Source organism: Pseudomonas sp. CFBP 8771 (genome assembly GCF_014841695.1).
GTDB classification, from domain to species: Bacteria; Pseudomonadota; Gammaproteobacteria; order Pseudomonadales; family Pseudomonadaceae; genus Aquipseudomonas; species Aquipseudomonas baltica.
Genome location: NZ_JACYUJ010000008.1, coordinates 166656 through 185627, shown reverse-complemented (window position 1 = coordinate 185627; position 18972 = coordinate 166656). Strand labels below are relative to the sequence as shown.

The 18972-nt window shown below is 63.0% G+C and carries 17 protein-coding genes; 8 read left to right on the top strand and 9 right to left on the bottom strand.

Translation table 11 applies throughout. From position 1 onward, the window contains the following. Positions 1 to 65: 65 nt before the first annotated feature. Positions 66 to 2633 carry a DNA mismatch repair protein MutS gene (gene mutS, locus IFT80_RS19180; RefSeq protein WP_192138103.1) on the bottom strand — a complete coding sequence of 856 codons (2568 nt, stop codon included), beginning with the start codon at positions 2631 to 2633 and terminating at the stop codon, positions 66 to 68. A 204-nt stretch (positions 2634 to 2837) separates the two neighbouring features. Between mutS and IFT80_RS19175 the strand changes: the two genes are divergently transcribed. The 3 genes from IFT80_RS19175 to recX all read left to right on the top strand — a co-directional run bounded on the left by IFT80_RS19175 (position 2838) and on the right by recX (position 4967). After that, on the top strand, positions 2838 to 3338 hold the full coding sequence (locus IFT80_RS19175; protein WP_122476529.1) for a CinA family protein: 501 nt from the start codon (positions 2838 to 2840) through the stop codon (positions 3336 to 3338). Positions 3339 to 3423: 85 nt separating this feature from the next. After that, complete coding sequence (gene recA, locus IFT80_RS19170; RefSeq protein ID WP_122476527.1) at positions 3424 to 4491, top strand: recombinase RecA; 1068 nt, start codon at positions 3424 to 3426, stop codon at positions 4489 to 4491. 8 nt (positions 4492 to 4499) lie between these two features. Next, a complete protein-coding gene (recX, locus tag IFT80_RS19165) occupies positions 4500 to 4967 on the top strand; it encodes a recombination regulator RecX (RefSeq protein WP_122476525.1) in 468 nt (155 codons plus the stop codon). A 60-nt stretch (positions 4968 to 5027) separates the two neighbouring features. On the opposite strand, the gene IFT80_RS19160 is transcribed toward recX, so the two are convergent. Further along, positions 5028 to 5432, bottom strand: coding sequence for a PA3611 family quorum-sensing-regulated virulence factor (locus tag IFT80_RS19160; RefSeq protein WP_122476523.1), 405 nt, complete (start codon positions 5430 to 5432; stop codon positions 5028 to 5030). A gap of 181 nt (positions 5433 to 5613) precedes the next feature. Here IFT80_RS19160 and IFT80_RS19155 point away from each other — a divergent pair, with 181 nt between their 5' ends. The 3 genes from IFT80_RS19155 to IFT80_RS19145 all read left to right on the top strand — a co-directional run bounded on the left by IFT80_RS19155 (position 5614) and on the right by IFT80_RS19145 (position 7533). After that, positions 5614 to 6324 (top strand): tRNA-uridine aminocarboxypropyltransferase, encoded by a 711-nt coding sequence (locus IFT80_RS19155; protein WP_122476522.1) that lies wholly within the window; start codon positions 5614 to 5616, stop codon positions 6322 to 6324. A 124-nt stretch (positions 6325 to 6448) separates the two neighbouring features. Continuing rightward, positions 6449 to 7099 carry a response regulator transcription factor ErdR gene (erdR, locus tag IFT80_RS19150; protein ID WP_122476520.1) on the top strand — a complete coding sequence of 217 codons (651 nt, stop codon included), beginning with the start codon at positions 6449 to 6451 and terminating at the stop codon, positions 7097 to 7099. A 71-nt stretch (positions 7100 to 7170) separates the two neighbouring features. Further along, on the top strand, positions 7171 to 7533 hold the full coding sequence (locus IFT80_RS19145) for a diacylglycerol kinase (protein ID WP_122476519.1): 363 nt from the start codon (positions 7171 to 7173) through the stop codon (positions 7531 to 7533). 12 nt (positions 7534 to 7545) lie between these two features. Here the strand turns inward: IFT80_RS19145 and IFT80_RS19140 are convergent, their stop codons facing one another. After that, positions 7546 to 8472, bottom strand: a complete 927-nt coding sequence (locus tag IFT80_RS19140) for a LysR family transcriptional regulator (protein WP_122476517.1) — start codon at positions 8470 to 8472, stop codon at positions 7546 to 7548. Between the two features lie 118 nt (positions 8473 to 8590). Here IFT80_RS19140 and fpr point away from each other — a divergent pair, with 118 nt between their 5' ends. Then, positions 8591 to 9370, top strand: coding sequence for a ferredoxin-NADP reductase (gene fpr / locus IFT80_RS19135; protein ID WP_122476516.1), 780 nt, complete (start codon positions 8591 to 8593; stop codon positions 9368 to 9370). 63 nt (positions 9371 to 9433) lie between these two features. On the opposite strand, the gene tsaA is transcribed toward fpr, so the two are convergent. From tsaA to rimO, 4 genes are all read right to left on the bottom strand, one after another. Next, positions 9434 to 10126, bottom strand: coding sequence for a tRNA (N6-threonylcarbamoyladenosine(37)-N6)-methyltransferase TrmO (gene tsaA, locus IFT80_RS19130; protein WP_192057856.1), 693 nt, complete (start codon positions 10124 to 10126; stop codon positions 9434 to 9436). 5 nt (positions 10127 to 10131) lie between these two features. After that, positions 10132 to 10593, bottom strand: a complete 462-nt coding sequence (locus tag IFT80_RS19125) for a DUF1456 family protein (protein ID WP_122476512.1) — start codon at positions 10591 to 10593, stop codon at positions 10132 to 10134. A gap of 55 nt (positions 10594 to 10648) precedes the next feature. Next, positions 10649 to 11359 carry an rRNA pseudouridine synthase gene (locus IFT80_RS19120; RefSeq protein ID WP_192138102.1) on the bottom strand — a complete coding sequence of 237 codons (711 nt, stop codon included), beginning with the start codon at positions 11357 to 11359 and terminating at the stop codon, positions 10649 to 10651. Positions 11360 to 11511: 152 nt separating this feature from the next. After that, the gene (gene rimO, locus IFT80_RS19115; RefSeq protein ID WP_122476509.1) at positions 11512 to 12849 is read right to left on the bottom strand and encodes a 30S ribosomal protein S12 methylthiotransferase RimO; all 1338 of its coding nucleotides are present in this window, start codon (positions 12847 to 12849) and stop codon (positions 11512 to 11514) included. Between the two features lie 196 nt (positions 12850 to 13045). Between rimO and IFT80_RS19110 the strand changes: the two genes are divergently transcribed. Next, positions 13046 to 14944 (top strand): potassium transporter Kup, encoded by a 1899-nt coding sequence (locus IFT80_RS19110; protein WP_122476508.1) that lies wholly within the window; start codon positions 13046 to 13048, stop codon positions 14942 to 14944. A 71-nt stretch (positions 14945 to 15015) separates the two neighbouring features. Here the strand turns inward: IFT80_RS19110 and IFT80_RS19105 are convergent, their stop codons facing one another. Together IFT80_RS19105 and mprF are read right to left on the bottom strand one after the other, a co-directional pair. Continuing rightward, the gene (locus tag IFT80_RS19105) at positions 15016 to 16296 is read right to left on the bottom strand and encodes a virulence factor family protein (protein ID WP_192138101.1); all 1281 of its coding nucleotides are present in this window, start codon (positions 16294 to 16296) and stop codon (positions 15016 to 15018) included. Then, the gene (gene mprF / locus IFT80_RS19100) at positions 16296 to 18953 is read right to left on the bottom strand and encodes a bifunctional lysylphosphatidylglycerol flippase/synthetase MprF (protein ID WP_192138100.1); all 2658 of its coding nucleotides are present in this window, start codon (positions 18951 to 18953) and stop codon (positions 16296 to 16298) included. The genes IFT80_RS19105 and mprF overlap by 1 nt, the downstream gene beginning before the upstream one ends. Positions 18954 to 18972: the final 19 nt, after the last annotated feature.

The window sequence follows — 18972 nt, the reverse complement described above, 5'->3', positions numbered from 1 at the left end:
ACCAGGCTAAAAGCCATTGGCATTCCCAAACCGCGCGGGATTCTATCAGCTTGTAGGAATAAGCGTTAGACCCGGTTCTTCAGTGCATAGAGCAATTCGATCGCTTGCCGCGGGGTCAGTCCATCGATGTCGGTCTTGGCAATCTGTTCCAGCACCGGGTGCGGCAGGCTGGCAAACAGGTCAGCCTGATGGGGCTTCGCTGTCTTGCCGGGCATGGGCGTTGGCGCCTCATGGGGCAGGCTGGTGGTTTCCAGACGGCTCAGGTGTTCCTTGGCGCGCAGGATGACTGCGGCCGGTACCCCGGCCAATTGCGCGACCGCCAACCCGTAGCTCTGGCTGGCAGGGCCAGCCAGCACATGGTGTAGAAAAACGATGCGCTCGTTGTGTTCGGTGGCGCTCAGGTGCACGTTGGCCACCAGTGGCTGGCTTTCCGGCAGCACGGTCAGCTCGAAGTAGTGAGTGGCGAACAAGGTGTAGGCGCGCAGTCCGGCCAGGCATTCGGCGGCAGCCCAGGCCAGCGACAAGCCATCGAACGTGCTGGTGCCGCGGCCCACTTCGTCCATCAGCACCAGGCTGCGCTCGGTGGCATTGTGCAGGATGTTCGCGGTTTCGCTCATCTCCACCATGAACGTCGAGCGGCCGCCAGCCAGGTCATCACTGGAGCCGATTCGGGTGAAAATACGGTCCACCAGCGATAACTCGCAACTGGCTGCTGGCACGAAACTGCCGATGTGCGCCAGCAACACGATCAAGGCAGTCTGGCGCATGTAGGTGGATTTACCGCCCATGTTCGGACCGGTGATCACCAGCATGCGGGTGCTGTCGTCCAGGCTCAGGTCGTTGGCCACGAAGGGTGTGGTGAGCACTTGTTCCACGACCGGGTGGCGACCCTGGTTGATACGCAGGCACGGCTCGTCGACGAAGCGGGGGCAATTGAGGTCCAGGTTCAGCGCTCGCTCGGCGAGGTTGCTCAGCACGTCCAGTTCAGCCAGCGCCGCGGCGGTGTCCTGCAGGGGCGGCAGATGGCCGATGAGGTTTTCCAGCAACGCTTCGTACAGCGACTTCTCACGGGCCAGGGCACGGCTCTTGGCCGACAGCGCCTTGTCTTCGAAGGCCTTGAGTTCAGGGGTGATGAAGCGCTCGGCACCTTTGAGCGTCTGCCGCCGGATGTAGTCCGCGGGGGCTTGTTCGGCCTGTTTGCTGGGCAGTTCGATGAAGTAGCCGTGGACGCGGTTGTAGCCCACTTTCAAGTGGGACAAGCCCGTACGGGCCTTCTCCCTGGCCTCCAGGTCGATCAGAAACTGGCCGGCGTTCTCGCTCAGCGACAGCAGTTCGTCCAGCTCGCTGTCGTAGCCGGTTTTCAGTACGCCGCCGTCGCGGATGACGGCGGGCGGATTGTCGACGATGGCCTTGGCCAGCAGATCGGCCAGTTCCGGGTAGGTCCCGGCAATGGCCGCCAGCTGCGCCAGGTGCGGCGCTTCGAGCTCGGCCATTGCCACCTGCAGTTCGGGCAGGGCGGCCAGCGCATCGCGCAGTCGCGCCAGGTCCCGCGGTCGGGCATTGCGCAGCCCGATCCTTGCGAGAATCCGCTCGATGTCGCCGATTTCCTTGAGCTGCGGTTGCAGGCTTTCGAAGCGGTAGCCCTCGAGCAGGCAGCCGATGGAGCCCTGACGCGCCTGCAACACCTTGAGGTCACGCAGTGGTCGATTGAGCCAGCGGGTCAGCAGTCGGCTGCCCATGGCGGTCTGGCAGCGGTCGATGACCGATTGCAGGGTGTTGTCGCGTCCGCCGGCAAGGTTGGTGTCCAGCTCCAGGTTGCGGCGACTGGCGCCGTCCAGCACCACCGTGTCGTCCAGCCGTTCGTGACGCAGGCTGCGCAGATGGGGCAGGGCGGTGCGCTGGGTTTCCTTGGCGTAGCCGAGCAGGCAGCCCGCGGCGCCGATGGCCAGCGTCAGCTTCTCGCAGCCGAAGCCCTTGAGGTCCTGGGTTGCGAACTGCTGGCACAGGCTCTTGTGCGCAGTGTCCCGTTCGAAGTCCCAAGGCGCCCGGCGGCGCGAGCCCTTGCGCTTTTCCGCCGGCAACCCTTGCGGCCAGTCATCGGGAATCAGCAGTTCGACCGGGTTGATCCGCTCGAGCTCCGCCAGCAGGTTTTCCCATCCCGCCAACTCCATGACCATGAAGTTGCCGCTGGTGATGTCCAGCACCGCCAGGCCAAACAGGCGCTCGTCGCCCAGCACGGCCGCGATCAGGTTGTCGCGGCGCTCGTCGAGCAACGCTTCGTCGCTGACCGTGCCGGGCGTGATGATCCGTACCACTTGCCGATCGACCGGCCCCTTGCTGGTGGCCGGGTCGCCGATCTGCTCGCAGATCACCACCGACTCGCCCAGCTTGACCAGTTTGGCCAGGTAGCCCTCGGCTGCATGGTAAGGAATACCGCACATGGGGATCGACTGCCCCGCCGACTGTCCACGGGCGGTCAGGGTGATGTCGAGCAATTTGGCAGCCTTCTTCGCATCCTCGTAGAAGATTTCGTAGAAGTCGCCCATGCGGTAGAACATCAACTGGTCGGGATGCTGATTCTTCAGCTTCCAGTACTGCTGCATCATCGGGGTGTGGTTAGAAAAATCGGACATTCAAGGACTTAGCTCGCGGGTGTCTTGGGGACGTAAGGCAGGCGCCAATAGTACAGGGATTTTTTTCACCATGTAGGACGTTGGCACCGGTTACGCGGTGGCACGATTGCCCTTCGGGCCGGTCATACCCAGGCATGCCATGGCGACTTTGACCTGCATGGCAGGAGGGCGTAGCCTCATCGGCCGCCTGATCAAGGAGCTGTTATGGACGCCTCGACCTCACTCTCTGCCGAACTCGGCCAGCGCCTGCTTGCCCTGGGCGCCCAAGCCACCACGGCGGAGTCCTGCACGGGAGGCGGTATCGCCGAGGCGATCACTCGCATCGCCGGCAGTTCGGCCTGGTTCGAGGCCGGCTACGTCACTTATTCCAACGCGCAGAAAACCGCTCAGCTGCAGGTTCCGAGCGAGCTGTTCGAGCAGGTCGGGGCAGTCAGCCGCGAAGTGGTCGAAGCCATGGTGCGCGGTGCTCAGGGGCACAGCAAAGCGCGCTTTGCGGTGGCGGTCAGCGGCGTTGCCGGCCCCGGCGGCGGCTCCGCTGAAAAGCCTGTCGGCACGGTATGGCTGGCCTGGGCTGACGGTGCGCAGACGTTTTGTCGACGCGAGCAGTTTGCCGGCGATCGCGAGGCCGTGCGCCGGCAAACCGTCGTGGCAGCCCTGCAGGGTTTGTTACACCTTGCCACTGGAGAAAAACCATTTCAGGGGTAGGCGAGGGGCATGGTGTGTGGAATAATACTGGCTACTTATACAGGTGTTATGGCCGTCAGGCCTTATTGATTACGTGAGGACTTCAATGGACGACAACAAGAAGCGTGCCTTGGCTGCGGCCCTGGGTCAGATCGAACGTCAATTCGGTAAAGGCGCTGTCATGCGCATGGGTGACCACGAGCGTCAAGCGATCCCGGCCATCTCTACCGGTTCGCTCGGCCTGGATATCGCGCTGGGTATCGGTGGTCTGCCAAAAGGCCGGATCGTCGAGATCTATGGCCCGGAATCGTCGGGTAAAACCACGTTGACGCTGTCGGTCATCGCCCAGGCCCAGAAGGCCGGTGCAACCTGCGCCTTCGTCGACGCCGAGCACGCGCTGGATCCCGAGTACGCCGGCAAGCTGGGCGTCAATGTCGATGACCTGCTGGTATCCCAGCCGGACACTGGTGAGCAGGCGCTGGAAATCACCGACATGCTGGTGCGCTCCAATGCGGTTGACGTCATCATCGTCGACTCCGTCGCTGCACTGGTACCCAAGGCCGAGATCGAAGGCGAGATGGGCGACATGCACGTGGGTCTGCAGGCACGCCTGATGTCGCAGGCACTGCGCAAGATCACCGGTAACATCAAGAACGCCAATTGCCTGGTCATCTTCATCAACCAGATCCGCATGAAGATCGGTGTGATGTTCGGCAGCCCGGAAACCACCACCGGTGGTAACGCGCTGAAGTTCTACGCATCGGTTCGTCTGGACATTCGCCGGACCGGCGCGGTCAAGGAAGGCGACGAAGTGGTGGGCAGCGAAACCCGCGTCAAGGTCGTCAAGAACAAGGTGGCACCGCCATTCCGTCAGGCTGAATTCCAGATCCTGTACGGCAAGGGCATCTACCTCAACGGTGAAATCGTCGACCTGGGTGTGGCCAACGGCCTGTTGGAGAAATCGGGCGCCTGGTACAGCTATCAAGGCAGCAAGATCGGTCAGGGCAAGGCCAACTCGGCCAAGTTCCTGCAAGACAACCCCGAGATCAAGGCCACCCTGGAAAAGCAGATCCGCGACAAGCTGCTGACCGGCGGTACCGACAAGGCTGCAGCCGACAAGGCTTCCGCGACTGCACCGGCAGCCGATACGGCTGAAGCTGAAGCCGATTTCTGATCAGCCTCATGCCACCTGTCGTATTGGATACACCCGTCGCCGTGCGACGGTCTGCCATGGACCTGCTCGCACGTCGCGAGCATGGTCGAGTCGAGCTGACGCGCAAATTGCGTCAGCGCGGCGCTCCTCCCGAAATGATCGATACCGAGCTTGATCGTCTGACCGACGAAGGCTTGTTGTCGGAAGCACGCTACCTGGAAAGCTTCATTCGCTATCGGGCCAACTCCGGCTACGGGCCCGCACGAATACGCGAAGACCTGACCCAACGCGGTTTGCAGCGCGCCGATGTCGAGCAGGCACTTCGTCAAAGCGGATTCGATTGGGCGGTGCAGCTACGCGAGCTCTGGGAGCGCAAATTCGCTGCCAGGCTTCCCGTTGAACTCAAGGAGCGCGCCCAGCAGACGCGTTTTCTGGCCTATCGGGGCTACCCGATGGAGCTGATTTCTCGCCTGCTCAACGGCAAGGATCTGGACTGATCCCTTCTGCCGATGAGGCAGCGGTGTTCGTCGAGTAGCACCGCCACATTTCCTGGAGTATTACTTGCCGCAGTCCTTGGCAGTGTAGGACTGGCTGCCGATGGCGCGATTGGTCTTGTATTCGGTGAAGTCATAGCGCATCACGGCGCCCTGTGCCATCAGATCACGAAAACCCTTGTTGCGACATACGCTTGCGCCCAGTTGCAGGTAAACGGTTTTGGGGTCGCGGCGCATCTCGTAGGCCTGGCTTTCGCGAACGCTCAGGTGATTGACCAGTTGGTTGCCTTCGACGGTGAAACCCTGATCGAGGATGTCTTCATTGATTGCGCGCGGTGTACCCACACTGCTTTGCTGAGCCACTTTCTGCAGGTTTTTCGACAGCTCCAGTTCCTTCAGCGATGCAGCGTGGGCGGCCAGCGGCAAGGCAAGCAGCAAGGCGAGGGACGGGGCGATAAAGCGCAGCATGAAACACTCCTGGGCAAAAAGCCGGGCAAGACAAGTGGGCGTAAGACCCGCCAATGGCGCAGGCGTTCACCCACCTCTGAGGGTAGCCGATTATACGGCGCGGCACGTCGGCTCACCATCGACATCGTTCCGGAGCCAGCTCTGTTAGAATCCGCGCCCCCAGACTCTACCGTGATCCGCAATGAGCCATGCCGTTTCCCGTCTGCGCGCCGAGCGCCTGGCGCGCAGTACCCAGCCATTTACCGCACGGGGTTCACGCGCGCCTCGATGCCCGCGTTGCCGAGTCATTCCGCAGTACTGCCTGTGCGCGTGGCGTCCCAACGTCGACGCACGGTCGGCCATGTGCCTGCTGATGCATGACGTGGAACCCATGAAGCCGAGCAACACCGGCTGGCTGATTGCCGACGTGATCGCCGACACCCACGCCTTCATGTGGTCGCGCGTAGCCGTCGACCCGCGGTTGCTGGCACTTTTGGCGGATCCGCAGTGGCAGCCCTATCTGGTCTTTCCCGGAGAGTTCGTCGAGCCGCAGCGGGTAACCAGCAGCGTGGCGCCGCAGCTCGGTCGACGGCCTTTGTTCATACTGTTGGACGCTACCTGGACCGAAGCGCGAAAGATGTTCCGCAAGAGTCCGTACCTGGCCTCGCTGCCGGTGTTGAGCCTGGCGCCCGAACAACTGTCGCGCTACACCTTGCGCCGCTCCAAGCGCGACGATCACTTCTGCACCGCCGAGGTGGCGGCGCTGTGTCTGGAGCTGGCCGGCGACGAGCAGGCGGCGCGCGTACTGGATGCCTACCTCGATGTGTTCAGTGCGCATTACCTGGCAGCGAAATTCCAGGAGCCAGTGGACGAGACCGATGCGGCGCATCGGTTTCTGGCCGACTATCTATAATCCTGGCGGCGACGCGGGCTCTGGCCATGGAGTCGCTTGACCACCATGGCCGGGGTCGGCATTCTTGGCGCCGAATCGGGCGGATACTGTCCGAACGGCTTCATTTCCTGGAATCCTGTGATCGATGGCCACTTACGAAATCCTGATCGCCGACGACCATCCGCTGTTTCGCAGCGCGCTGCATCAAGCCTTGACCATGGGTCTGGGCGCAGAAGTGCGTCTGGTAGAGGTGGCGAGTATTGCCGAGCTCGAAGGGCGCCTCGACGAAAAGGCCGACTGGGACCTGGTGCTGCTGGACCTGAATATGCCCGGCGCCTACGGTTTTTCCGGATTGGTATTGCTGCGCGGCCAGTATCCGCACATACCCGTGGTGATGGTTTCGGCTCAGGAAGACGCCTGGGTCATGGTGCGCTCGCGTGAATTCGGCGCCAGTGGCTTCATTCCAAAGTCCAGTTCGCTCGAAACCATTCAAGCGGCCGTACGCGAGGTGCTGGACGGGGAAGTCTGGTGGCCGCCGCAGGCATTCGAGGCGGTCAGCGTTTCGGCGGAAGCCAAGGCCGCCAGCGAAGGGCTTGCCAGCCTGACGCCCCAACAGTTCAGGGTACTGACCATGGTGTGCGAAGGTTTGTTGAACAAGCAGATCGCCTATGAGTTGAGCGTGTCGGAAGCCACCATCAAGGCCCATGTAACAGCGATCTTTCGCAAGCTCGGCGTGCGCACTCGCACCCAGGCTGCCTTGCTGTTGCAACAACTGGAGTCAACCTCCGCCAACTGACCTGCACCGTCACGCCTTTTTCACGCCGAACGTTTCATCGTCGGCCGTCTTCCTTTCCTGGATCGTCGCGCATGTCACCTTTCAAGGGCCAGACCGGCCTCAAACGTATTCTCAATGCTACGGGTTACTCCTTCGATGGTCTGCGTGCAGCCTTCACCGGCGAAGCGGCGTTTCGCCAGTTGGTGCTGCTCAACGTCGTGCTGGTGCCGCTGAGCTTTTTGTTGCAGGTCAGCCGCGTGGAGCGCGCGGTGCTCATCGCGGTGTGCCTGCTGGCGTTGATCGTTGAATTGCTCAACTCGGCGATCGAGGCGGCTATCGATCGCATCTCGCTGGAGCGTCACCCATTGTCGAAGAATGCCAAGGACATGGGCAGCGCAGCTCAGTTCGTTGCCTTGAGCATGATCGTGCTGGTGTGGGCGGTGATTCTGCTTTGACCGATGCCTGGCTCAGGCGATGTCGGGCAGGACGATCTCGTCACTGCGTTGCGCGCCGGCGGTGAATGCGCGGCACAGGTCGAGGAACTCGCGCATGGCCGAGGTCTGGTACTTGCGTTTGTGCCAAATGAAATAGAACTGCCGCGCCAGATCCAGCTCGGGCGTGTGCACCGGCACCAGGCTGCCGCGCCGAAAGGCATCGCGCAGTGCCAGCCGGGAAATGCACCCAATGCCCAGCCCGGACTCCACGGCGCGCTTGATCGCTTCGGTGTGTTCCAGTTCCAGACGGATGTTGAGTGCCAGGCGATGGTGACGCATGGCCTGGTCGAATGTCAGGCGCGTGCCCGAGCCCTGTTCGCGCAGAATCCACGCTTCCTGGGTCAGCAAGGCCAGGCTGGCACTGGGCACCGAAGCCAATGGATGCCGTGGCGCACAGAACACCACCAACTCGTCTTCTACCCAGGGTTGCACCTCGATGTCTGGATGGCTGCAGTCGCCCTCGATCAGCCCCAGGTCGATTTCATAGTGCGCCACCTGCTGAACGATGTTCGCAGTGTTCTGGACATGCAGCTTGACCTGGCTTTCCGGGTGCACCTGCATGAAACGGCCGATCAGCAGAGTGGCCAGATAGTTGCCGATGGTCAAAGTCGCGCCTACTGCCAATGAACCGAATCCTGACTTGCCGTTGAGCAGGTCTTCGATTTCCTTGGCCTGGTCGAGCAGGGCCACGGCCTGGGGCAGCAGTTGATGACCCAGGGCGTTGAGACTCAGGCGCTTGCCGGCGCGATCGAACAACTGACAGCTCGATTGCCGTTCGAGCTCGGTAATCGAGGTGCTGGTCGCCGACTGCGACAGCGACAGCAGGTTGGCGGCGCGTGACACGCTTTCCTGCTGGGCCACGGCGACGAATACCTGCAATTGACGAAGTGTGAATCGCATATCTATATAACCGATTACCCATATCTTAATAATCCATTTAACAGATATTGTTGAGCCCCGTAAACTATTGCGCAATCGCGCCCCTGTCAGGCGTACGCTTTTTCTAGGAGCCCCGTACATGAGCAACATGAACCACGAACGTGTACTCAGTGTTCATCACTGGAATGACACCCTGTTCAGCTTCAAGTGCACCCGCGATCCGGGCCTGCGCTTCGAGAACGGGCAGTTCGTGATGATCGGCCTGCAACAACCCACCGGCCGCCCGCTTATGCGCGCCTATTCGATCGCCAGCCCGAACTGGGAAGAGCATCTGGAGTTCTTCAGCATCAAGGTGCCCGATGGCCCGCTGACCTCGCAGCTGCAGCACCTGAAGGAAGGCGACGAGATCATCATCAGCAAGAAGCCCACCGGCACGCTGGTTCTCGATGACCTCAAGCCGGGCAAGCACCTGTACCTGCTGAGCACCGGCACCGGCCTGGCGCCGTTCATGAGCGTCATCCAGGATCCGGAAACCTACGAGCGTTTCGAAAAGGTCATTCTTTGCCATGGCGTGCGCTACGTGAACGAGGTCGCCTACCGCGAGTTCATCACCGAGCACCTGCCGCAGAACGAATTCTTCGGCGAGGCACTGCGCGACAAGCTGATCTACTACCCCACCGTGACGCGTGAGCCGTTCGAGAACGAAGGCCGCCTGACCGATCTGATGCGCAGTGGCAAGCTGTTCAGCGACATCGGCCTGCCGCCGATCAACCCGCAGGACGACCGTGCCATGCTGTGCGGCAGCCCGAGCATGCTCGACGAAACCAGCGAAGTGCTCAACAGCTTCGGCCTGACCGTCTCGCCGCGCATGCGCGAGCCGGGTGACTACCTGATCGAGCGCGCCTTCGTCGAGAAGTAAGCGGCTAGCCGGCACCATGAAAAAACCGCCCTCGGGCGGTTTTTTTGTGGGCGACGCGCAGGCTCAGGAGAGCACCACTTCCAGCACGCAAATGCGGTCTGGGCTCGGGTAGTGCCAGCGCACGTCCACATCCCAGAACCGGGCGCCGTATTCGCGCTCGGGGGCAGGCTTCTGGTAGGCCGGGCGCGGATCCTGGGCCAGGCATTGCTCGATCAACGCCACCAACGGCTCACCCAGGCGCATGGCATGCGTCCTGGCTTGCGCCAGTCCCGCGTCCAGCCACTGCACGGCAATGGGCTCGGGCGCGGCGCTGGCGATGGCGTTGACGGCAGCAGGCACGTTGTCGGCATAGGGCACGTAGGGTTTGATGTCCAGCACCGGCGTGCCGTCGAGCAAATCGATGCCGGAGAGGTGCAGGCGCGCGCCTTCGACCTTGTCCAGGCGGACCACCGATTGACCGATGCCATTGGGCCGATGGGTGGCCCGCGTGGCGAAAACGCCGATCGACTTGTTGCCGCCCAGGCGCGGCGGACGGACCTTCAAACGCGGCTTGTCTTCCAGGGCCTCATGGAACAGGAACAGCAGCCATACATGGCTGACCTGTTCCAGGCCCTGCACGGCCTCGCCCTGATCGAACGGTGGCAGCAGCTCCAGCACGCCGCGCGCGGCCGGCGCCAGTTGCGGCTGGCGCGGAATGGCGAATTTTTCCTTGAAGCAGGAGCGGATAAAACCGATCGGTTCGACGCTATAGACCATGGGGCTCAGCCGCGGACTCGCAGGGTCAGGCCCTTGAGGAAGTTGCGCAGCAACTGGTCGCCGCACGCACGGTAGTTGTTGTGGCCAAACTTGCGAAACAAGGCGCTCAGTTCAGGTTTGGACACCGGAAAGTCGACCGACTTGAGCACGGCGTGCATGTCGTCTTCCTTGAGTTCGAAGGCCACGCGCAGTTTCTTCAGGACAATGTTGTTGGTGACCGGCAGCTCGACCGCCTGGGCGGGGCGGCTCTCGTCGCGACCGCGGCGATAGATCACCAGGCCATCGAGAAAATGCGCCAGGACAGCATCCGGACAATGCACGAAGCCTTCTTCTTCGTCCTTCTTGGTGTAGCTGATGACGTCGGCCTTGCTGATTTCCAGTCCGCCCAAAGCGGTGATGTCGGCAACCTTGCCGTCGCTGATGTCGAGCATGTAGCGCACGCTGCGCAGTACATCGTTGTGGATCATGGTGTGTATCCTGGTTGAACGACGCTGCCCAGGCAGCGCCGGAAAAAGAGAGGGTTCAGAATTTTTCCTTGGTCGTCAGGTAGCGCCACTGGCCCAGGGGCAGCTTGCCCATCGACACACCGCCCACGCGAATGCGGCGGATCGAGACGATCGTCAGACCGACACTGGCGCACAGTTGCTGCAGCACCCCGGGTGCCGGGTTCTTCAAGGCGAAGCGCAGGCGTGTCTCGTTCTGCCAGCTGGCTTTCACCGCCGGCAGCGCCTTGCCCTTGTACATCGCGCCATGATTGAGGCGGTTGAGGCCGTGGGGGCTCATCTCGCCGGTGATTTCCACCACGTATTCCTGTTCGATCTTGGCCGCATCGGCGGTCAGCTTGCGCAGGGTCTTCCAGTCCTGGGTGAAGATCTGCAGGCCGCTGGCATTGGCAGGCAGCTCGGCCGCGCAGCTCAGGCGCAGGAAGTGGCCCTTGAGCGGACGCTTGCCGAAGCCGTGCTCGCTGGACAGGGTCTGGGCGTTGAGCGTAGCCAGCGCGTCTTCGGCACTCTGTCCCGGTGCCTGGTGCAGCAACAGGGTCACCGGCTCCGGTGCTTCGGCCTTGGCCTGAGGATCGAGCTCGACCTTCTGTGCGTCCACCTTGAACTGCGGTTCGTCGACCACCACGCCGTCAACGGACACCCAGCCGCCTTCGATGAAGAGTTCGGCCTCGCGGCGGGAACACCCGACCAGTTCGATGAGGCGTTTGGAAAGACGAGTGGGTTCAGACATGACTGCGGCCGTAGCAAGGAAAGGGCGCTAGTGTAACTGCCTGGAGGCGGTTAAGCCCGCGCAGATTGCCCGGCGTCTGGCGCCTGCGGCTGGCGTGGCGGCGAACCGGGCCGGTCGCCGCCGTCTTGCCTGTCGAGCCAGGGCAGCTCGAATCAGGCCAGTTCGGCCCACAGATCGTATTCGTCGGCATCGACGATGGTGCACCAGACCTTGTCGCCCGGCTTGAGATGGGTGGCATCGTCGATGAATACGTTGCCGTCGATTTCCGGGGCGTCGAAGAAGCAACGGCCCACCGCACCCTGTTCCTCGACTTCATCGATCAGCACTTCCACGCGCTTGCCGATGCGCATCTGCAGGCGTGCGGCACTGATGGCCTGCTGGTGCGCCATGAAGCGGTCCCAACGGTCCTGCTTCACGTCGTCGGGGACGATGGCAGCGTCCAGCAGGTTGGCAGGCGCGCCCTCGACCGGCGAATACTGGAAGCAGCCAACGCGGTCCAGTTGCGCCTCGCTCAGCCAGTCCAGCAGGTACTGGAAATCTTCTTCGGTCTCGCCGGGGAAGCCGACGATGAAGGTCGAACGGATGATCAGGTCCGGGCACTGCTCGCGCCACTTCTTGATCCGCGCCAGGGTCTTGTCTTCGAAGGCCGGGCGTTTCATGGCCTTGAGCACTTTCGGGCTGGCGTGCTGGAAGGGGATGTCCAGGTACGGGAGGATCTTGCCGGCGGCCATCAGCGGGATGATGTCGTCGACGTTGGGGTAGGGGTACACGTAGTGCAGGCGGACCCAGACGCCCAGGGTGCTCAGGGCTTCGCACAATTCGAGCATGCGTGTCTTGACCGGGCGACCGTTCCAGAAGTCGGTCTTGTACTTGACGTCCACCCCATAGGCACTGGTGTCCTGGGAGATGACCAGCACTTCCTTGACCCCGGCCTTGACCAGGCGCTCGGCCTCGCTCAGCACATCGCCCACCGGACGGCTGACCAGCTTGCCGCGCATCGAGGGGATGATGCAGAAGCTGCAGCTGTGGTTGCAGCCCTCTGAAATCTTCAGGTAGGCGTAGTGACGCGGCGTCAGCTTGATGCCCTGTGGCGGTACCAGGTCGATCAGCGGGTTGTGGTCATGCCGAGGCGGCACCACCTGGTGCACCGCGTTGACCACCTGCTCGTACTGCTGCGGGCCGGTGACCGACAGCACGCTGGGGTGCACCTTGCGAATGGCATTCTCTTCCACGCCCATGCAGCCGGTGACGATGACCTTGCCGTTCTCCTTGAGCGCTTCGCCGATCACTTCCAGGGACTCGGCCTTGGCGGTGTCGATGAAACCACAGGTGTTGACGACCACCACGTCGGCGTCCTCGTAGGTGGACACCACCTGGTAACCTTCCATGCGCAACTGAGTCAGGATTCGCTCGGAATCGACCAGGGCCTTGGGGCAACCCAGCGAGACGAAGCCGACCTTTGGAGCGGCCGACGAAGGAGTGGTGGACATGGCTAACCTCGGTATCGATAGGGCCTCGTGGGCCGCACAGGTGGGCGCTGGGTACGCCTCTGATCAAAAAGTGCGCAATTCTAGCGATGGCCGGGTCGCTTGACCAGCATTATGCGAGGAATTGCGACGAGTGCTGCGCTATGCTTCGCCGCATCTCGCCACATGGCGTTACAAATCACGGGTGCGGGAGTGGTCGATGGTTCAGGCAAGCAGTAACGGCAATGGCGGACATTCGGCAGCCCGACCGATCGGCATGCTGGTGGCAGCGGTCGGTGTCGTTTATGGCGACATCGGCACCAGCCCGTTGTACACGCTCAAGGAAGTCTTTTCCGGGGGCTATGGCGTGCCCATTTCCCACGACGGGGTGCTGGGCATCCTCTCGCTGATTTTCTGGTCGCTGATCTGGGTCGTCTCGATCAAGTACATGCTGTTCGTGTTGCGCGCCGACAACCAGGGCGAGGGCGGCATCATGGCCCTGACGGCGTTGGCAACCCGTGCCACCGCCTCGCTGCCCAGGCTGCGTGCCTTGATGGTGGTGTGCGGGCTGGCCGGTGCCGCGCTGTTCTACGGCGACAGCATGATCACCCCGGCGGTGTCGGTGCTTTCGGCCATCGAGGGCATGGAACTGGCGTTCGATGGCCTGGAACGTTGGGTGGTGCCGATGGCGCTGGTGGTACTGGTGGCGCTGTTCCTGATCCAGAAGCACGGTACACAACGCATCGGCAAGCTGTTCGGGCCGGTGATGGTGGTGTGGTTCCTGGTGCTGGGGCTGCTGGGTGCCTACGGGGTATACCAGCACCCCGAAGTGCTCAAGGCGTTCAATCCGGTCTGGGCAGTGCGCTTCTTCATTGTTCACCCCGGCATGGGTGTGGCGATCCTCGGCGCCGTGGTGCTCGCGCTGACCGGTGCCGAGGCGTTGTATGCCGACATGGGGCATTTTGGCCGCAAACCGATTGCCCGTGCCTGGTTCATTCTGGTGCTGCCAGCCCTGGTGCTGAACTACTTCGGCCAGGGTGGCCTGCTGCTGGAAAACCCCGAGGCGGCGCGCAATCCGTTCTTCCTGCTGGCGCCAGGCTGGGCCCTGGTGCCGCTGGTGGCACTGTCCACCCTGGCCACCGTGATCGCATCGCAGGCGGTGATCTCCGGCGCGTTCTCCCTGACCCAGCAGGCCATCCAGCTGGGCTACATCCCGCGCATGCACATCCAGCACACGTCGAGCAGCGAGCAGGGGCAGATCTATATCGGCGCGGTGAACTGGGCGTTGATGGTTGGCGTGGTGCTGCTGGTGATCGGTTTCGAATCCTCCGGTGCGCTGGCGTCGGCCTATGGCGTGGCGGTCACCGGAACCATGTTGATGACCACCATCCTGGTGTCTGCCGTGATGCTGCTGCTGTGGAAGTGGCCGCCGGTGCTGGCGGTGCCGGTCCTGCTGGGTTGCCTTCTGGTCGATGGCCTGTTCTTCGCCGCCAACGTGCCGAAGATCATTCAGGGCGGTGCGTTCCCGGTGCTGGCGGGAACCGTGTTGTTCATCCTCATGACCACCTGGAAGCGCGGCAAGCAACTGCTGGTCGAACGGATCGACGAGGGCGGGTTGCCGCTGCCGATCTTCATCGGCAGCATCAGCGTACAGCCGCCGCATCGCGTCCAGGGCACGGCGGTGTTCCTTACTGCACGTTCCGATGCCGTGCCCCATGCGTTGTTGCACAACCTGCTGCACAACCAGGTGTTGCATGAGCAGGTGGTGCTGTTGACGGTGGTCAACGAAGACACACCGAGGGTGCCCATTGCACGGCGGTTCGAGGTGCAGAGCTATGGCGAAGGGTTCTTCCGGGTCATTCTGCATTACGGCTTCATGGACGAACCGGACGTGCCCGGCGCCCTGGCCCTGTGCGATCTGCCGGAGCTGGACTTCAGCCCGATGCGCACCACCTATTTCCTCAGCCGCGAGACAGTGATCGCCTCCAAGCTGGCCGGCATGGCGCGCTGGCGCGAGCAGTTGTTCGCCTTCATGCTGAAGAATGCCAATGGCAACCTGCGCTTCTTCAAGCTGCCGGTGAACCGGGTGATCGAACTCGGTACGCAGGTGGAGATGTAGGTTCGGTGTAGGCCGCACAAAAAAAAGCCCCGGTACCTGCGCAGGTCCGGGGCTTTGCTTTTGCAGTCCGGTCAGTTCGAGCCGGTACGCTTGTCGATCTGCAGCACCAGGCGCTTGGCCAGCGCCGGGTAATTCTCGTCGAAATGGTGGCCCCCCGGCAGCTTGAGCTTCTCGCCCACTGCAGTCGCCTCGGTACAGCCGCTTTCGTCGGCCTCTTCTTCGCCATACACGCACACCACCTTGGCGGCCGGCAGCTTGGCCATTTCTGGCCCGGTGGGGGCCTCCTTGCCAGCGTTGCCGAGCCAACCCTCGACTTCGATCTCGAAGCTGCCACTGCGGGCGAACGCCAACAGGATGATAGCGCTGACGCTGTCCTGTGCCTCGGCGGGCAGGCGGTTATAGATGGCCGGAAGCACGTCGGCACCGAACGAATAACCGGTCAGCACGAAGCGTTTTGCGCCCCACTTCTGCCGGTAGAAGTGCATCAGCTCGACCAGGTCGTCGGCACTCTGCTCGGGCGTCTTGTGTTCCCAGTAGTAGCGCAGGGTGTCGATACCCACGGTCGGGTAGCCCATCGTCGCCATGTCGCCGGCAACCGCCTTGTCGAGGTCGCGCCAGCCGCCGTCGCCCGACAGGAACAGGCTGACGGTCTCGTTGCTCTGCGCGGCGGGCACCTCGACTACCGGGATGGCCAGATGGGTGCCCTCGGTGCCGACCAGGATGGCGGTGATCTGGTTCTTCAGCACCTGCGGCAGCTTCACGTCGTAGTCGCTGATGACAGTCTGCGCATTGGGCTGGTCACGCACGAACGCCGCACTGGCATCGTCGGGGTTGTCATTCCAGGCAACCATCCACTGGCCATGCTCGGCCTTCTTCGGCAGTTCCGGCAGACAGCCGTCCGGTTTCTCCACGCTCAGGTCCACCGACACTGCCTGAGCCTTGTCATTGTCCTGGGTGGCCAACCAGCGCCAGGCCAGCGACGCACCCGGACCTATGCCAGCCACCAGGTCCGGTGCGCCGTCGAGACGCTTGATGGCAGCGTCCAGGGCGGCCTGCTGCAGGCCGCAGTCGGTTTCCGGCAGGATCACCTGGACGATGTGCGCCGAGGCATCCCGGCTCAGGTCCAGCAGTTGCTTGTCGGTCAAGGCTTCGGCAGCAGGCAGTGCAATCGCCACTCGCGACTTGGTCCGAGTGCCGGGTACGACTTCGCGGGCATCGCTGCCGTTGTTCAGGCGTTGGGCGCTGAGCTGCGCTGCAGGAACAGGGCGGGTGGCCCACCAGTAATAACCGGCTACCGCCAGCAGCAGTACCACGATCAAGGCGAACAACTTGCGCCAGTTACGTCGAATCATCAGCGTTTCACCAATCCTGTCAGGCCACCTGCAATGAGGGCGGCGGTATCGGCCAGTGCGACCAGCGGGTCAAGGCCTGCCGGCACGGCCATGTAACGAGGCTCCCAGGTCGGTTGGAACTTGTCCTTGAAGCGACGCAAGCCCTGGAAGTTGTACAGCTGCTCGCCACGGTTGAAGACCATCGAACCCAGGCGCTGGGTCAGGGGTGCGCCGCGCCGAGGCTGCAGGCCCGACAGCGGCACCATGCCCAGGCTGAAGCGAGCGTAACCGTGTTTCTTGTAGTGCTGGATCAAGCCTACCATCATGAATTCCATGGTCAATTTGGGCGCCTGGGGATGCGCGCGCATCAGGTCCAGACTGGCCAGCTCTCTGCTGTCGGTTTCCAGCAGGTTGGCGAACGCCACCGGCTTGCCCTCGAAATGGACGATCGCGATACGAAAATGGTTCAGGTATTCCGGGCTGAAGCGGCCCAGGGAAAACCCCTTCTCGCGCACGTTCTTGCCACTGAGCCAGGCGTCGGAAATGACCTTGAGCTCGTCCAGCGGTGCCTGGCCGGGCTCGTAGATCTCCAGGGACAGGCCGTCGCGACCGCCGCGGTTCCAGGTGTAGCGCAGATCCTTCATTTCCTTGCCCTTGGCTTCCAGATCGAAAGCGTGCAAGTCGACCCGAGCCTCTTCACCCAGCTTGATAGCGGTCAGGCCGATGTCCATGTAGAACGGCAGGTTCTCTGCCCTGACCTGATAGAACACCGGGCGGGCGTGGTGAAAGTCGCACAGGTCGCGAAACTGCCAGATCATTTCGGCACGCGGCTGGGTCGGGCCGATGGGGTCGTACAGCGCCACCAGGCTGCGCCCGCGGCGGGCGTACATCAGAAACGCCTCGTCCTTGGGGTGGAACAGCAGCGCCTTGTCGCCGGTCAGGGCCAGGCCACCATCGGGCTGGTGCGACGCCTTGAGGATGGTTGCAGCGCGCTGCAGTTCATCGGGTGTGGGCAGGTGGATCACCGGGCGTGCGGTGCGCAGCAGCCAGGTCAGGGCGACCACGATCAACAGTACCGCGCTGCCCAGGGCCGAGCGAAGGCCGCGGGGGGCATCGGCATCCAGTGCGAACTGCCACCACAGCTTGGTGCTGTAGGGCACATCCTGGTAAGCAAAGAACAGCAACCAGATCGAGGCGCCCACCACGCACACGCTGGCGATCAGGTACAGCGGTGAAAACGGCAACTCCAGCAGGCGACTGGGGCGGTAGAACGAGCGCTTGAACACGGCGAGCAGCAGTGCGGTCATGCACAGCAACGACGCTTCTTCCCAGTCGAAGCCCTTGAGCAGCGATAGCACGGCGCCCGCCAGCAGCAGCACCATGGTCAATACCCAGGCCGCCGACAGGCGTCGGCGCAACCCTTGGGCCAGCAGCAGGCACAGCACGCCCACCAGGCTTGCGCCCAGGTGCGAGGCGTCGATGAGGCGATGGGGAATGAGGAAGCCCAGGTCCTGCAGGCGGGTGTCGATCTCAGGCGTGGCACCGGAAAACAGCAGCACCACGCCGGACAGGAACACCAGCACTGCCAATATCGGCGCAGCCAGCCCGGAAGCCACGCGAATCGCCTGCTGAGCGAAAAACAGGCGGCGTGCTTCGTTGGCCAGCAGCACCACGCAGGCCACCAGCATCGGCAACACCACATAGATCAGGCGGTACAGCAGCAGGGCCGCGGCGAGCGGCGCGGCGCCCAGGGTATCGGCGAACGCCGCCAGCAGGATCGCTTCGAACACGCCGACTCCGCCAGGCACGTGGCTGAGTACGCCTGCGGCAAGCGCCAGCAGGTAGATCAGCACGAAAGCGCCGAACGGCGGCGCTTCGGGCAGCAACAGATACAGCACGGTGGCTGCGGCCACCACGTCCAGCGCGGTGATGACCAGTTGCAGCAGTGTCAGGCGTGCGCTGGGCAGTCGCAGCGTGCGACGTCCCGCTCGCACCAACAGATTGTGAGGCAGCGGCTGCTCGGCCAGGCGCCGTCGATAGACGCCCAGTACCAGCAGCGCGGTCAGTACCAGCACGACTGCGGCAATCATCCCCAGCAGCCCCTGTGACAGCCCCAGAGCCATGGAAGCGGCGGGCAGGCTGCTGAGGGTGGCCACCGCAGCGAGCGGCGGCAGGGCGCAACCCAGCGAAAGGCTGGCGAACAGGGTCATGCGCGCAACTTCGCCGGCGCCCACGCCCAATCGCGAGTACAGCCGATAACGCACCGAACCGCCGGACAGCATCGACAGGCCAATGGCATTGCCGATGGCGAACGAGGTGAACCCCCCCAGGGCCAGGGTGCGTGCGGGGAGGGTGACGTTGGCATAGCGGCTGGCCGACCATTCGTAGCCAAGCAGGATGATGAACCCGCAGACCATGGCCAGCAGCGCCCCGCCCAAAGCGGCAGGCGGGGTGGCCAGGACCGAGTCGTGCAAGGCGTAGATGTCCAGCTCGCTGAGCAGGTGCCGACAGGCCAATAGCGCGATGGCGAACAGCAACAGGGTAACGGCCAGCCCCACCGGTTGCCGGTAGCGGCTCAGCAGATCGAGCCAGCGGGCACGCGCAGGCTTGATCGGACTGGCAGCGGCAGCGGCGGGGGGGAGTTCCACAGCGGTTGAATCGGGCAAGTCAGAGCGCATCAATCACCTCTTGGATTGT

Coding starts and splice junctions, on each gene's coding strand:
- mutS (WP_192138103.1), bottom strand. CDS start 2,633: ATGTCCGATTTTTCTAACCACACCCCGATGATGCAGCAGTACTGGAAG.
- IFT80_RS19175 (WP_122476529.1), top strand. CDS start 2,838: ATGGACGCCTCGACCTCACTCTCTGCCGAACTCGGCCAGCGCCTGCTT.
- recA (WP_122476527.1), top strand. CDS start 3,424: ATGGACGACAACAAGAAGCGTGCCTTGGCTGCGGCCCTGGGTCAGATC.
- recX (WP_122476525.1), top strand. CDS start 4,500: ATGCCACCTGTCGTATTGGATACACCCGTCGCCGTGCGACGGTCTGCC.
- IFT80_RS19160 (WP_122476523.1), bottom strand. CDS start 5,432: ATGCTGCGCTTTATCGCCCCGTCCCTCGCCTTGCTGCTTGCCTTGCCG.
- IFT80_RS19155 (WP_122476522.1), top strand. CDS start 5,614: ATGAGCCATGCCGTTTCCCGTCTGCGCGCCGAGCGCCTGGCGCGCAGT.
- erdR (WP_122476520.1), top strand. CDS start 6,449: ATGGCCACTTACGAAATCCTGATCGCCGACGACCATCCGCTGTTTCGC.
- IFT80_RS19145 (WP_122476519.1), top strand. CDS start 7,171: ATGTCACCTTTCAAGGGCCAGACCGGCCTCAAACGTATTCTCAATGCT.
- IFT80_RS19140 (WP_122476517.1), bottom strand. CDS start 8,472: ATGCGATTCACACTTCGTCAATTGCAGGTATTCGTCGCCGTGGCCCAG.
- fpr (WP_122476516.1), top strand. CDS start 8,591: ATGAGCAACATGAACCACGAACGTGTACTCAGTGTTCATCACTGGAAT.
- tsaA (WP_192057856.1), bottom strand. CDS start 10,126: ATGGTCTATAGCGTCGAACCGATCGGTTTTATCCGCTCCTGCTTCAAG.
- IFT80_RS19125 (WP_122476512.1), bottom strand. CDS start 10,593: ATGATCCACAACGATGTACTGCGCAGCGTGCGCTACATGCTCGACATC.
- IFT80_RS19120 (WP_192138102.1), bottom strand. CDS start 11,359: ATGTCTGAACCCACTCGTCTTTCCAAACGCCTCATCGAACTGGTCGGG.
- rimO (WP_122476509.1), bottom strand. CDS start 12,849: ATGTCCACCACTCCTTCGTCGGCCGCTCCAAAGGTCGGCTTCGTCTCG.
- IFT80_RS19110 (WP_122476508.1), top strand. CDS start 13,046: ATGGTTCAGGCAAGCAGTAACGGCAATGGCGGACATTCGGCAGCCCGA.
- IFT80_RS19105 (WP_192138101.1), bottom strand. CDS start 16,296: ATGATTCGACGTAACTGGCGCAAGTTGTTCGCCTTGATCGTGGTACTG.
- mprF (WP_192138100.1), bottom strand. CDS start 18,953: ATGCGCTCTGACTTGCCCGATTCAACCGCTGTGGAACTCCCCCCCGCC.